13 protein-coding genes are annotated in these 13,330 nt (G+C 57.2%); 12 read left to right on the forward strand and 1 reads right to left on the reverse strand.

Annotated elements, in window-relative coordinates; genetic code table 11:
- The first annotated feature begins 17 nt into the window (after window positions 1-17).
- From ACT3RW_RS10080 to ybaK, 3 genes are read left to right on the forward strand one after another with little or no spacing between them, the layout of a single operon-like run.
- Window positions 18-932 carry a sulfurtransferase gene (locus ACT3RW_RS10080; RefSeq protein ID WP_131088484.1) on the forward strand — a complete coding sequence of 305 codons (915 nt, stop codon included), beginning with the start codon at window positions 18-20 and terminating at the stop codon, window positions 930-932.
- Window positions 929-1,369: a SufE family protein gene (locus ACT3RW_RS10085; protein WP_444613644.1), complete on the forward strand. Its 441-nt coding sequence runs from the start codon at window positions 929-931 to the stop codon at window positions 1,367-1,369. The genes ACT3RW_RS10080 and ACT3RW_RS10085 overlap by 4 nt, the downstream gene beginning before the upstream one ends.
- A 54-nt stretch (window positions 1,370-1,423) precedes the next feature.
- Window positions 1,424-1,927 (forward strand): Cys-tRNA(Pro) deacylase, encoded by a 504-nt coding sequence (gene ybaK / locus ACT3RW_RS10090; RefSeq protein WP_444613645.1) that lies wholly within the window; start codon window positions 1,424-1,426, stop codon window positions 1,925-1,927.
- Window positions 1,928-2,016: 89 nt separating this feature from the next.
- On the opposite strand, the gene ACT3RW_RS10095 is transcribed toward ybaK, so the two are convergent.
- Window positions 2,017-3,240, reverse strand: coding sequence for an alpha/beta hydrolase family protein (locus ACT3RW_RS10095; protein ID WP_262197488.1), 1,224 nt, complete (start codon window positions 3,238-3,240; stop codon window positions 2,017-2,019).
- 62 nt (window positions 3,241-3,302) lie between these two features.
- Between ACT3RW_RS10095 and msrB the strand changes: the two genes are divergently transcribed.
- The 9 genes from msrB (at window position 3,303) to ACT3RW_RS10140 (ending at window position 13,265) form a co-directional block, all read left to right on the forward strand.
- The gene (gene msrB, locus ACT3RW_RS10100; protein WP_444613646.1) at window positions 3,303-3,740 is read left to right on the forward strand and encodes a peptide-methionine (R)-S-oxide reductase MsrB; all 438 of its coding nucleotides are present in this window, start codon (window positions 3,303-3,305) and stop codon (window positions 3,738-3,740) included.
- A 158-nt stretch (window positions 3,741-3,898) separates the two neighbouring features.
- Window positions 3,899-5,284: a DUF6421 family protein gene (locus ACT3RW_RS10105; RefSeq protein WP_444613647.1), complete on the forward strand. Its 1,386-nt coding sequence runs from the start codon at window positions 3,899-3,901 to the stop codon at window positions 5,282-5,284.
- Between the two features lie 24 nt (window positions 5,285-5,308).
- Complete coding sequence (locus ACT3RW_RS10110; RefSeq protein ID WP_242632451.1) at window positions 5,309-6,013, forward strand: SDR family NAD(P)-dependent oxidoreductase; 705 nt, start codon at window positions 5,309-5,311, stop codon at window positions 6,011-6,013.
- 90 nt (window positions 6,014-6,103) lie between these two features.
- Window positions 6,104-7,165: a threonine aldolase family protein gene (locus tag ACT3RW_RS10115; RefSeq protein WP_444613648.1), complete on the forward strand. Its 1,062-nt coding sequence runs from the start codon at window positions 6,104-6,106 to the stop codon at window positions 7,163-7,165.
- Window positions 7,166-7,225: 60 nt separating this feature from the next.
- Complete coding sequence (locus ACT3RW_RS10120) at window positions 7,226-7,864, forward strand: DUF3000 domain-containing protein (protein WP_444613649.1); 639 nt, start codon at window positions 7,226-7,228, stop codon at window positions 7,862-7,864.
- Between the two features lie 50 nt (window positions 7,865-7,914).
- On the forward strand, window positions 7,915-9,165 hold the full coding sequence (locus ACT3RW_RS10125; RefSeq protein WP_444613650.1) for an HRDC domain-containing protein: 1,251 nt from the start codon (window positions 7,915-7,917) through the stop codon (window positions 9,163-9,165).
- A gap of 123 nt (window positions 9,166-9,288) precedes the next feature.
- Window positions 9,289-10,539 carry a thiolase family protein gene (locus ACT3RW_RS10130; protein ID WP_207306460.1) on the forward strand — a complete coding sequence of 417 codons (1,251 nt, stop codon included), beginning with the start codon at window positions 9,289-9,291 and terminating at the stop codon, window positions 10,537-10,539.
- Window positions 10,540-10,549: 10 nt separating this feature from the next.
- Window positions 10,550-12,673, forward strand: coding sequence for a 3-hydroxyacyl-CoA dehydrogenase NAD-binding domain-containing protein (locus ACT3RW_RS10135; RefSeq protein WP_444613651.1), 2,124 nt, complete (start codon window positions 10,550-10,552; stop codon window positions 12,671-12,673).
- A 118-nt stretch (window positions 12,674-12,791) separates the two neighbouring features.
- A complete protein-coding gene (locus ACT3RW_RS10140) occupies window positions 12,792-13,265 on the forward strand; it encodes a QcrA and Rieske domain-containing protein (protein ID WP_444613652.1) in 474 nt (157 codons plus the stop codon).
- The last annotated feature ends 65 nt before the right edge of the window (window positions 13,266-13,330 follow it).

Here is a 13,330-nt window from a genome sequence, read left to right on the forward strand (position 1 = left end):
AAGGATCGTGATTGTTAGTGTCGCTGCCTGTTGAGTCCAACCCGAAGTACGCCGCGTACGCCCACCCAGAGCGGTTGGTATCCACCGCGTGGGTCGCCGAGAATCTGGGATCGCAGAACCTCGTTGTGCTCGAATCCGATGAGGACATCTTGCTCTACTCCACCGGGCACGTGCCTGGCGCGTTGAAGATCGATTGGCACACCGAGCTGAACGATGAGGTGACCCGCGACTACGTCGACGGTGAAGGGTTTGCGAAGCTGATGGCCGCCAAGGGCATCACCCGCGAGAGCACCGTGGTGATCTACGGGGACAAGTCCAACTGGTGGGCTGCCTACGCATTGTGGGTTTTCACCCTCTTTGGCCATGAAGATGTGCGTTTGATGGACGGCGGCCGGGATAAGTGGATCGCCGAGGGTCGTGAACTGAGCACCGATAAGCCGGCGGTGACAGCTACCCAGTACCCAGTGATCGAACGCGAAGATGAAAAAATCCGCGCCTTCCTGCCTCAGGTACTTAATCACTTGGGCAACCCGCTGATCGACGTCCGTTCGGCCGAGGAATACACCGGCGAACGCACCCACATGCCTAATTACCCTGAGGAAGGCGCCCTGCGCGGTGGGCACATTCCTAGCGCAGCGTCGGTGCCTTGGGCCAAGGCCGCTGCCGAGGACGGCACTTTCCGTTCCCGTGAAGAGCTTGAAGCGATCTACCTTGAGGGCGCCGGGCTGCAGCCGGGCGACGATGTGGTGGCCTATTGCCGCATCGGTGAACGCTCCAGCCACACCTGGTTTGTGCTTAAGCACCTGCTCGGCTTCGAAAGTGTGCGTAACTACGACGGTTCCTGGACCGAGTGGGGCAATGCAGTTGGCGTGCCGATCGTGCGTGGCGAAGCTAAGGGCGAGGTTCCTGCCAAGCGTGGAGTTCGCGCATGAGCCAGCTGCCTTCCGAACTGCAAGAGATCGTCGAAGAGTTCACTGAGGTTCCTGAAGCGGACCGCCTAGAGTTGCTACTTGATTACTCGCGAGATTTGCCCGAGCTTCCGCCGCGCCTAGCGGAGCACCCGGAACTTTTTGAGCAGGTCGTCGAATGCCAGTCACCACTGTTTTTGGTGGTTGAAGTGGCTGCCGGAGGCAACCGAGAGGTTAACCTGTTCTTCTCCGCTCCCCCAGAGGCACCAACCACCCGTGGTTTTGCTTCGGTGCTTGCTTCTGGCCTCGATGGTGCAGATGCAGCATCGATCCTGGCTGTCCCCGATGATATGCCACAGCAGTTGGGTCTGACTCGCGCGCTTTCGCCATTGCGCATGCGCGGCATGACCGCGATGCTGGGCCGTATCAAGCGTCAGATCACCGAGCAGCTGGAAGCCTAGGCAGCGCTATCCCTGCGCAACGCAGTAATTTTTGAACCGAAGGAAAACTGAGAAGTGGGCAAGAAGAAGCAGTCCGCGTCCACCCCGGCAACCGCCGCGTTGGATGCTGCTGGCATTAGCTATGTTGCGCATAGTTATACACACAGCGATTCAGCCGAAAGTTACGGTGGTGAAGCGGCAGCACAACTGGGTGTGAACGGTGAACGGGTTTTTAAGACCCTGATGGTTTCCACCGGTTCCAACGCTAGCGAGGATCTAGCAGTGGCCGTGGTTCCGGTCGCGGCCATGTTGGACCTCAAAGCGGTGGGACTAGCCCTAGGAAAAAAGAAAGCCCAAATGGCTGACAAGGCTGCGGCCCAACGCCGAAGCGGTTACGTCTTAGGCGGGATTTCTCCCTTCGGGCAACGCCAACTTTCGGCCACGGTGATCGATAGCAGTGCACAGCAATTTGAGACGGTGTTCATCTCCGGCGGTCGACGTGGTTTCAGCCTAGAGATCGCTCCCCATGATGCTGCCAAGGCCACTTCTGCAATCTGGGCACCGATAGCCACCGGCTGATTTTCGAGGTATACAAAGGACCCAGCCTGCACTTCGTTTATTGAACGAAGCGCAGACTGGGTCCTTTGTTTTGCCTGGAGTTGTTTTGCCTAGAGTGTGGCGCGGGCGGCGATGCGCTTGGTCAGGAAGTTGGTGACTGCTTGCTCAAAACCCTGGGGATCAACATTGGGCTCGCGGGTATGTCCGGCCTTGGTGAAGGTGCGCAGCGTGACTAAATCGGGACGAAGAGCCGCTAGTTTCAGGCTTGGTCCGTTCGGAACAAATTCGTCATCACGGCTGTGCATGATCAACGTCGGGTGCTTCAACTCGCTAGCCCTATCGACCCAGTTCAGGCGTTTGAGGTTGACCGGCGCTGCCTGTCCGGTAACCCAGCGCCCAGCCTTGTTGGACAGCAGCCACTGGCCAAATCGACCGACCGATTGAGGGATGCGGTTGCTGCGGGCCTGGTGGGACAGGACGTCAACCCAGTTAATGACCGGCCCAACGAGCATCAACGAATCAATCTCGGACGCCAGTTCGCTTCGATCGGCGGTTTGCAGGCTGATGGCTCCACCCATGGACCAACCGAGCAGGATGATCTGTTGAGCGCCGTGCTCCTTGGCAAAACGCACCGCCGATTGCACATCGTGCCATTCAGTATCGCCCAATCCGTAGCGGCCATCAGCAGCACTCGGAGCGAGGCCGTCATTGCGGTAGCTCATGAGCAAGGTGGTTACGCCCATGGCAGTCAGAGCTGGCAATGCCCTGATCGATTCATTGCGTCTAGCGCCTCGGCCATGCACGCCGATAACCCACACGTTTTTATTCTCGGTGCCTTCAACTAGCCATGCAGGCCCGTCGCCACCTTCCAACGGCACCACGACGTCTTCGGCGACATAGCCGAGATCTGCAGGGTGCTCGTACACAGCTCCGGAGAGATAGCCGCGTCGCACCCCTTCGAGGCTGCCGCGGTAGACGCGTTCAATTTTGCGCGCGACGATTTTCGGTTTGCCCGGAACCTCTTCGGGCGCTGAAAGCCGAATGGAGCACGCATCAAATTCGGTCAGGAAAATGCAGGGGCCTGGCTGGTTGGTTTCTGCATCCTTGGCAAAATGAACCCAGAGTTTTCCCTCATGATCGGTGACAACTTCACGGATCATACTGTTGCCGGTACGCCGTTCCTCGGGTGTAACCACCCGTCGAGCGAAATAACCGGCGAGCGCCGAAACGCTGGCGGCAACTAGTGAACCTGCGCCCACACCCAATGAGATGCCGAGCAGGGTCGCTGGGATGGTTTTGCGTGGTTCCAAGGTATCTACGATATTCCGAGCCATACTTTTATCTTTCCATGATGTGCCGTGGGAATCATCTGTTGGTGCTGTACGTTTCTATGAGTATGAGCAATGAACCTGTTAACCATGATGACCAAATAGCCGACGACGCAACGGAACGAACAGAAGTGCAGTGGCAAGAGATTCTCTCGCCGGACGAATTCCGGGTGCTGCGCCAGGCCGGCACGGAGCGGCCCTTCACGGGCGAATATTGGGACACCACCACCGAGGGAGTATACGCTTGCCGAGCTTGCGGCGCTGAGCTGTTCGCTAGTGCCACGAAGTTTGATGCCTCATGTGGTTGGCCTTCGTTCTACGCCCCACTGGCCGAAGACCGCGTTCGGTACATCACCGATGAATCGATGGGTATGAAGCGCGTTGAAGTTCGTTGCGCCAAGTGCGATTCGCATATGGGCCACGTCTTTGAAGGTGAGGGGTTTAATACTCCTACCGATCTGCGCTTTTGCATGAACTCATTGAGCTTGACGATGCGTAACGCTTAGGGGTTATTCTTCTGATCGTAGCGCGGTCCGCGTCACAGTAAGAATAAGACTTACTTATTCACCAATCACTCAGCACCAACTTTTCTATTGTTTGGGCGTAGCGTTCATGTCAAGCACATGAGCGCTACCCAAACATGAAAAGAAGAAGGTGTATTGAAATGACTCAGATTTCTGCCAAGCCAATGCCGGCCAGCGATGCGCAGGTTCTGCAGATTGCAAACAGCGAAGCATGGCTGACCCTAAAATCAGCCGCCACAGAATTCCAAGGTTTGCAGGCGAAAGATGGGTCTCTATCCGAAGAGGCAGCGCTTCCTCGCGCCACCGAACTGGTCGATTCGATCATCGCCTCGGTTCATGCGCTCAAGGTCCACTTCGAGCATGACAACGAATACCTTGAACAGCTGGTCGCTGACCTCGAAAAGTGGAGCGAGAGCGGTTTTGATGTTCCGGACTTCTTGGACTCGCTGGTGCAGTTCCAACCGCAAACCCAGCGGATCGACGGTCTGATCCACCTAGTACTCTTCCCGATGTACACGCAGAACGGTTCCACCAATCGCCATCTGGAAGCGGTACTCGTTCAGGTCATGTGGCCCGAGTTCATCGCAGAGCTCGAAAGCACCAGCTACACCAACGCACTCTTTGTTCCCCTACGTTTTGTTGACTTCACCGAGGGTTACAACACCAATTCCGCTGTGCTCTTCCCGGAATCCGTAGCCATTCGCGAAACACCGTCATTTACTTGGGGCGCAATTTTCCAAGACCGTGAGGCCGCACGCTTCCGCAAGGTTCTGCAAGAAGCTGCAACCATCACCAATTTGCAGTTGCCGGATGATGCAGCTGAGCTACTGTCGGACCAGCATCTGACTGAAGAAACCTTCATCATGTGGGATCTAATCCACGATCGCACTCACATGCGTGGCGATCTTCCTTTTGATCCCTTCATGATCAAGCAGCGCATGCCGTTCTTCCTGTACTCCCTTGAAGAGTTGCGTTGTGATCTCACCGCATTCCGTGAGTCCATGAAGATTAACAACGATCCCAACACCGATCCCAAGACTGCCAAGATGGCTAAGCTGGTTCAATACGCGGTGATCTTTGACCGGATCTTCCGCTTTGCCATCACCGGATCGCGCGTTCGTAACTACGACGGTTTGGGTGGCCAGCTGCTCTTCGCGTGGATGCACCAGCACCACGTTCTACACTGGACCGATACCAAACTACGTATCGACTGGGACCAGGTTCCAGAAGTCGTCGCTGCGCTCGGAGATGCAATTGACGAACTGTACTGGAAGTCCATCGACCGCCCGAAGCTGGCCCATTGGCTAGCGGCGTACGAACTGGTTGCGAACACCGTGACTCCAAACCCTGCCTCACAGTGGGCCAAGGGACCACAGGCCCTGCCACTGACTGCTCCCCTTCGTGAAATCACGGACCAAGTAATGGATGATGAGTTCCCTTTGTCCATGTTCTACGAGGCGCTAAATAAGAAGATGGCCAGCGTCATCGAGTCGACCAAGGGCATGACCGGAGCATCGGAAATCTAGGACTCCTGCCTTAGGCTAGGAATTGTGAGCAAAGAAAGACTCTTCTTGAATCAAACACCACGTTTAGTGCTCATCGCTGGCGCCACGTCGGCTTCCGGGATCGCCTGCGCTCGCGCGCTCACGGAGGCCGGAGCACAGGTGCTGGCGGTGGGTAGCAATCAGACTCGCCTCGATGAACGGCTGGCCTTCGCCAAAGCCCGCTACGAATGCGACCTCACTGATTTTGCGGCCGTCGAAGCATTGGCTCGACGCATCCATGAGGACCACGGTCCTATTGATTCGCTCATCCATTTAGTTGGGGGCTGGCGGGGCGGCAAGTCCATCGTCGGTCAGAGTGATGAAGACTGGGACTTCCTGCAACGCATGGTGCTGACAACACTGCGTAATACCACCCGCGCGTTTGTCCAGGATCTGCTGGACTCACCATCCGGGCGATTGGCGATCGTCAGTGCGCAGGCAGTCACTAACCCAACGCCGTCGAACGCCAACTATGGTGCAGTCAAGGCCGCCGCCGAACACTGGGTCAACGCGATCGCACGCCTGTTTAGCAAAAACGCGCCCAATGCTGCCGCGGTCAGTTGGGTGGTGAAGGCGCTGAGCGAAAAGTCGGCCGAAGATGCCCCGGCGGGACACACACCGGTGAGCTACCTGGCCCAAAGCGCCATAGATCTATTAGCCGATGATGCGGTGGCACACAACGGCACGCGCATGGTGCTGCCAAGCGCCTGATTACTGCCTGAATAAATACAGAACGCTGTTCTGAAGCTTCGCGGCCACCCGCACTTCATTCCTTTACTACAGTCCAAGGATCCATACATTATGACTTCACTTCACGACGCCAACATACGCGGCTTCGCATCCGATAACTACTCGGGAGTTCACCCTCGCATCCTTGAGGCGATCACCCGCGCCAACGGCGGACACCAAATCTCCTACGGCGAAGACCAATACACCGAGCAGCTAGGTAAGACGGCGCGCGAAATCTTTGGCGACGAGGCAACAATCTTCCCCGTCTTTAACGGCACCGGAGCCAATGTCACAGCGCTTCAGTCGTTGTTGCCACGCTGGGGTGCAGTGATTTGTGCCAGCACCGCGCATATCAACGTGGATGAGAACGGTGCCCCGGAACGAGTCGGCGGCTTTAAGCTGTTGCAGGTTCAAACGCCAGATGGCAAGCTCACCCCTGAACTGATTGATCAGGAAGCGTGGGGCTACGGCGACGAACACCGCGCACAGCCACTAGCCGTGTCCATCACCCAGGCCACAGAACTTGGCACCTTGTACACCCCGCAGGAAATCAAGGCCATCACCGATCACGCGCACAAGCTGGGGATGAAGGTGCACCTGGACGGTTCACGATTGTCCAATGCCGCGGCCGCGCTTGACGTCCCTTTGCGCGCACTGACCACCGATGCAGGGGTCGACATCGTGTCCCTCGGCGGAACCAAAAATGGCATCCTGCTCGGCGAAGGCATCCTGACCTTGCGCAAGGAGCTCGCCGAGGACATGAAATACCTGCGCAAGATGAACATGCAGCTGGGCAGCAAGATGCGTTTCATCTCTGCCCAGCTGATCGAGCTCTACGGAACCGGTTTGTGGAAGGAACTGGCCGGCCACGCAAATGCGATGGCTGCCAAGCTGGCTCAAGCGGTTGAACAGATCGACGGCGTGGAACTGGTTTACCCAACACAAGCCAACGGGGTCTTTGCCAAGCTTCCCACCGCTGTCAGCGATGAACTGCGCAAGCACTTCCGCTTCTACGATTGGGACCGCGCAGCTGGCGAAGTGCGTTGGATGTGCTCCTTCGACACCACCGAAGAAGACGTGGCAGCGTTCATCACCAAACTTCGTGAGCTCATGGGTTCCCACGTCCCTGCTTAGGCTGAGCGCGGATCGGCGTGCCGTACCCAACCCAAGGTACGGCACGTTTAGACTCAAATTGTGACCAACGATCGCCCTGCCTCAGCCATCCCGAGCGCCTTCGCCAAGGCCCTGGAAGAGCTGTCGCACGCCAAGGTACGCAAAGAACTGAAGTTCACCGAAATCCCGGCCCCCGGTCGGCTTGCACCGTTTGCCCTGGCGCTCAGCGGCGACGTGGTCGATACGGTTTCGCCCGATCACGGTCCCCACGGACAAGAGATCGGCCGCACCCCGTTCCTGCAGTCGCAGGAGCAACTAGCTACCGGACGATTCATCCTCTTATTTGATCCGGCCGGCCAAGAGTTATGGGATGGCCAGTTCCGCATCGTCACCTATGTGCGTGCACGCTTAGATCACGACATGGGGCAGGACGCGATGCTCGCGTCGGTCGCCTGGTCGTGGCTGGAAGATTCCCTACGTGAGCGTGAAGCGTTCCACCATTTGGCCGGAGGGACTGCCACCCGGGTCATTTCAGAATCTTTTGGCAACCTGCGCGGGGAACAAGACCACATTGACATCGAACTGCGCGCTTCATGGTCGCCGAATTCAGAGGACCTCGGACCGCATTTGAGTGCGTGGGCCGACCTGGTATGCACCTTTGCCGGGCTACCACCGTTGCCCGAAGGTGTTGAGCAACTGCCACACCGTCGACTTAGTTAAGTCTCACAAGCACATTAGAGGCGGACGGTTAGATCTAGAATAGAAGTATCATGCCGAATTCTGACGCCACCGCTTCCGCATCCTCCCCCGCAGACTCACAGTCGCCTGAACCTCAGCTGATTCCGCTCACGCATCCGCGAGACGGTATTCCTGAGGTCATCAACACCCCTGCCGCCTTGCGGCGTGCCGTGCGTGAACTCAGTGCTGGCACCGGGGATTTGGCAGTGGACACGGAGCGAGCCAGTGGATTCCGCTATGGTCAACGAGCCTTCCTGCTTCAAATCCGTCGCGAGGGCGCTGGCACGTGGTTGATCGATCCCGAAGAGCTTGATGAGCTGAGCGTCCTGCGTGACTTTGTGAACCAGCATCCGTGGATCCTGCATGCTGCCACGCAGGACCTTCCTTGCCTTCACGAACTGGGCATGTCCCCAACCTCGTTGTTTGACACCGAACTGGCTGGCCGATTGGCAGGTTTCCCACGAGTTTCACTTGGCACTATGGTGGCCGAATTACTTGGCCTGCAATTGGCCAAGGAACACTCAGCCGTTGACTGGTCCACCCGCCCATTGCCTGAAGCATGGCTAAACTACGCGGCCTTGGATGTAGAAGTTCTTGAGCAGCTACGTCAGGAAATCAGCAAAATTCTTGAAGAGCAAGGCAAGATGGACTTCGCCATCCAAGAGTTTGAATACGAACGCAATCTGCCTGACCCACAGCGAGCCGAGGAACCGTGGCGCAAGCTGTCCGGGGTCCATAAGCTCAAGGGCCGACGCAACCTAGCTATCGCCCGCGAGCTGTGGCTTTCCCGCGAGTCTCTGGCCCAAAGCCAGGACGTTGCCCCAGGCCGACTCTTGCCTGATCGAGCAATTATGGCAGCTGTGGAGCAGCGCGCTGCCAGCGTTCCCGCGTTGCTTCAAATCCCGGGTTTCCATACCCGCCACGCCAAACGAGATGCTCCACGCTGGATGGATGCCATTCAGCGCGGACGACTTACCAAGGACTTGCCTGAGCTGCGCGCCAGCAAGGCCGGGTTGCCTCATCCACGTTCGTGGGCTGAGAAGAATCCGGCGGCTTCGGCTCGACTCGAAGCGGCAAAGCTTGTGCTGGCAGAGGTCAGCGAACACTGGAGCATTCCGGCGGAAAACTTGCTGACCCCTAAATATCTTCGGGAACTGTGCTGGAATCCACCGGTGTTGATCAGTGCCGAGGGCATTGATGAAAAACTCGCTGAATTGGGCGCTCGCCCGTGGCAGCGAGAGTTGCTCGTAGCTGGTTTTGCGCAGGCATTTGCCGAGGTATAAGCAAAGTGTGATGGGTTGCACTTGCACTTCAAGTTACTACTGAGTAACGTATGGTTTAGGTCACAGTGATGCTGGCCACTGCCCTATGCTGGGCAGCATGAACCAACCCCAAGGAGCCCGACGGTGAGTGCCAACGCTTCGACCGTGCCCAATAACGTGCACCCTTCGCTCAACGACCGCGATGTAGTCTTCATCGACGGTGTCCGAACCCCGTTCGGCAAGGCCGGCGAGAAGGGCATCTACCACGGTACCCGCGCCGATGATCTGGCGGTCAAGGCCGTTCGCGGACTACTCGAACGCAACCCAGAAGTGCCGGCAGAAAAAATCGACGAAATTTCGATCGCCGCCACCACGCAGACCGGCGACCAGGGCCTGACTTTGGGCCGCACCGTGGGCCTTCTGGCCGGAATCCCGAAATCCGTCCCAGGCTTTGCCATTGATCGCATGTGCGCCGGCGCCATGACCGCGGTAACCGCGACTGCAGGTGGCATTGCTTTTGGCGCCTACGACATCGTTGTAGCTGGCGGCGTAGAACATATGGGCAACCACCCGATGGGTGCCGGAGCCGATCCAAACCCGCGTTTCCTTTCCGAAAAGATCGTGGATCCGCAGGCCCTGAACATGGGCAACACCGCGGAAAACCTGCATGACCGCTTCCCGGCGATCACCAAGGAACGCGCTGACCGCTACGCCGTGGCCTCCCAAAATAAGCTAGCCAAGGCATACGAAAACCAGCAGATCCAGCCCGATCTGATTCCCGTCGCTGCCAAGCGTCCAGGCGAGGGCTGGTCGGTCAAGACCGCCGATGAGCCACCACGTCCAGGGACCACCATGGAATCCTTGGCAGATCTTCGCACCCCATTCCGTGCCCACGGACGAGTCAGCGCCGGCAACGCCGCTGGCCTGAATGACGGTGCCACCGCAGCCCTGCTAAGCAGCGGACAGGCAGCGCGCGAGCTCGGACTGACGCCAAAAATGCGCATGGTCTCCTTCGCCTTCGCCGGCGTTGAACCAGATGTTATGGGCTACGGTCCAGTTCCTGCCACAGAAAAGGCTCTAGCCAAGGCAGGACTGAGCATCAAGGACATCGGCCTATTCGAAATCAATGAAGCTTTTGCTGTCCAGGTACTCTCCTTCCTCGACTTCTACGGAATCGAGCAGGATGACGATCGAGTAAACCGCTACGGTGGAGCAATCGCCGTCGGCCACCCACTGGCCTCCTCCGGCGTTCGCCTGATGACCCAGCTTGCCCGACAGTTCTCTGAAGACCACTCGGTACGGTACGGCATCACCACCATGTGCATCGGTCTGGGCATGGGTGGCACCGTCATTTGGGAAAACCCAAACCATGCAGACTTTGGCAGCAAGGCATAAGGAAGAGACAATGACTGCAAACACCAAAAACTTCGCGGTCGTCGCTGAAATGATGCACGACGAAACCGTCACTCACTCCTATGTCACGGACGTTGCTCTGCCCAGCGGCAAGACTCTCGCCCTACTGACCTTAGATAACGACCTTGACCACAAGAAGCCAACCACCCTGGGCCCCAACGGCCTGCTGGAACTTCGTGCGACCCTTGAGACTCAAGCTGCACGTGCCAAGGCCGGCGAAATCCACGCCTTGGCCATTACGGGAAAGCCCTACTTCCTCATCGCCGGTGCCGATTTGTCCGCGGTCACCCGACTGAGCGAACCAGATCAGGCCACGGCCATGGCAACTTTGGGTCACTACACCTATGAGCTACTTGCCGATTTGGGCGTTCCAACTTTCGCTTTCATCAACGGGCTAGCCCTCGGTGGCGGTCTAGAGATTGCACTGGCTTGCAACTACCGCACGGTGAGCACAGCAGCTGGCGCTTTGGGTCTTCCTGAAGGATTCCTCGGATTGATTCCAGGATGGGCCGGCGTCTACCGCCTGCCACGCCTGATCGGTCCCGAAAATGCCTTGAAGGTCATGATCGAGAATCCACTGAACAACAACCGCACGCTCTCAGGCCCTGCGGCCTACAAGATGGGCGTGGCTGATGCGTTGTTCGAGCCAGCAGATTTCATCGAACACTCAACCGGGTTTGTGGATTCAGTACTCACTGGAACCACGCAGGTCCAACGTCCCAACGCTGTGGATCCGAGCGACCCCGAGGTAGCCCGCCGCTGGTTGGAAGCCGCCGATCAGGCAGAAAAGTTTGTTGATGCCAAACTCTCCGGAGCAGCACCGGCACCATACAAGGTGCTCGAAGTATTCCGAAAGGGTCTGACTCTTTCGCAGCCTGACTCCGCCAAGCTTGAAATTGAAGCTCTGACCGGTCTGATGCGTACACCTCAGTTCCAGAACACTGTTTACGCGTTCTTGGATCTAGTACAGAAGCGTGGCAAGCGACCAGCAGGCGCACCGGATGCCAAGCTTGCGCGCCCGGTGACCAAGGTGGGCGTTGTTGGTGCCGGCCTGATGGCAAGCCAGCTCGCGCTACTGTTCGTCCGTCGACTCAATGTACCGGTGGTCATCACCGACTTGGACCAGTCACGCGTAGACAAGGGTATTGCCTACATCCATGGTGAGATCGACAAGCTGCACAGCAAAGGTCGCATGAGCCAAGATGGCGTCAATCGCTACAAGGCACTGGTTTCAGGATCGGTAACCAAGGAAGCGTTTGCCGATGCTGACTTTGTTATTGAAGCCGTATTCGAAGAGCTCTCGGTTAAGAAGCAGGTCTTTGCCGAAGTTGAAGCCGTGGTCTCCCCCGACTGCGTCTTGGCCACCAATACGTCCTCACTATCCGTGACCGAGATGGGACGCGATCTTAAACACCCAGAGCGCCTGGTTGGATTCCACTTCTTCAACCCGGTAGCACTGATGCCGTTGCTAGAAATCGCAGCCACCGAATGGACCAACGAGACGTCATTGTCCACGGCGTTTGTGGTCGGCAAGGCACTGAAGAAGACCACTGTGAAGACCCAAGATTCGGCGGCCTTTGTGGTCAACCGCGTATTGCTTCGACTGATGAGCGAAGTCCAGGCTGCCTTCGATGAAGGTACCGACGCACAGACTGCGGATTCTGCCTTGGCACCTATGGGTCTGCCAATGAGTCCGTTCACCCTGTTGGCCATGGTTGGCTTGCCAGTGGCTCAGCATGTGAACAAATCTTTGAACGCTGCTTTTGGAGACCGTTTCGCTGTCTCCGAGAACCTGCAGAAATTGATTGATGCAAAGATCACTGCACTGTGGGTGAAGAACGAGGACGGCTCTCAGGAACTGAACCCTCAGGCAGCACCATTGTTGACTCAGGGAGAGAAGCCCTCGACCAAGGAAGAGATTCTGCTTCGGGTGCAGGATGCTCTGGCAGAAGAGATCGGACTGCTGCTCAAAGAAAACGTTGTGGCCGAAGCGGCCGATGTTGATCTTTGCATGATCACCGGTGCCGGCTGGCCAATGCACCTCGGCGGAATCACTCCGTACCTTGACCAGGTTGGAGCCGCGGAACGAGTGAACGGCAAGAAGTTCAACAGCTAGAACTTAGCGAACATTGGGCCTCAATCCATTAGGGTTGGGGCCCAACGTCGTAGTGACAGCAATTAATTAATTTCCAATTCCTTAGCACCGTCACAGCGACTTCTGTCAGAATAAACCCATGACTGACTTCGCCTTACCAGCACGCCGCACCATCATATGCGCTTCTGCAGCCCTTGGTTCCGCCGCATTGTTGACCGCTTGCGGTGACGGACATTCGGAAGCTGATACCCCTGAGGCCTCTGCCGCACCGAAGCCAACCGGTGAAGGGCAGAATGTCATCAAGCTGTCCGATCTTGAAGTCGGTGCACGCACTTCCGTTCAGGCAAAACATCCCTCTGGCGCGGAAATACCGGTACTACTGTTCCGCCCAGATGAAAAGTCTGTACTGGCCTTCTCCAGCGTCTGCACACACCAAGGTTGTGTAGTCACCCCCGATTCAAGCAAAGATGATTTCTTCTGCGCTTGCCATGGCTCTCGGTTTAAGCCGGCTGATGGAACCGTTCTTGATGGTCCTGCCGTCGCCCCGTTGGCCAGGTACGCTACCGAAATCACCGACGGTCAGGTCGTTGTGTACGTAACTGAAAGCAAGTAAAAAAGCTTCAGCGCAAAAATTGAGAGGTTGCAACCCTTTAGGGTCGCAACCTCTCAGTTTAATTA

It is taken from the genome of Glutamicibacter sp. AOP5-A2-18, from assembly GCF_052446055.1.
GTDB lineage: Bacteria > Actinomycetota > Actinomycetes > Actinomycetales > Micrococcaceae > Glutamicibacter.

Bases quoted from the DNA above. Each gene is read 5' to 3' on its own strand.
- ACT3RW_RS10095 (WP_262197488.1), bottom strand. From the start codon at position 3,240: ATGGCTCGGAATATCGTAGATACCTTGGAACCACGCAAAACCATCCCA.
- ACT3RW_RS10105 (WP_444613647.1), top strand. From the start codon at position 3,899: ATGACTCAGATTTCTGCCAAGCCAATGCCGGCCAGCGATGCGCAGGTT.
- ACT3RW_RS10140 (WP_444613652.1), top strand. From the start codon at position 12,792: ATGACTGACTTCGCCTTACCAGCACGCCGCACCATCATATGCGCTTCT.
- ACT3RW_RS10115 (WP_444613648.1), top strand. From the start codon at position 6,104: ATGACTTCACTTCACGACGCCAACATACGCGGCTTCGCATCCGATAAC.
- ACT3RW_RS10085 (WP_444613644.1), top strand. From the start codon at position 929: ATGAGCCAGCTGCCTTCCGAACTGCAAGAGATCGTCGAAGAGTTCACT.
- ACT3RW_RS10125 (WP_444613650.1), top strand. From the start codon at position 7,915: ATGCCGAATTCTGACGCCACCGCTTCCGCATCCTCCCCCGCAGACTCA.
- ACT3RW_RS10135 (WP_444613651.1), top strand. From the start codon at position 10,550: ATGACTGCAAACACCAAAAACTTCGCGGTCGTCGCTGAAATGATGCAC.
- msrB (WP_444613646.1), top strand. From the start codon at position 3,303: ATGAGCAATGAACCTGTTAACCATGATGACCAAATAGCCGACGACGCA.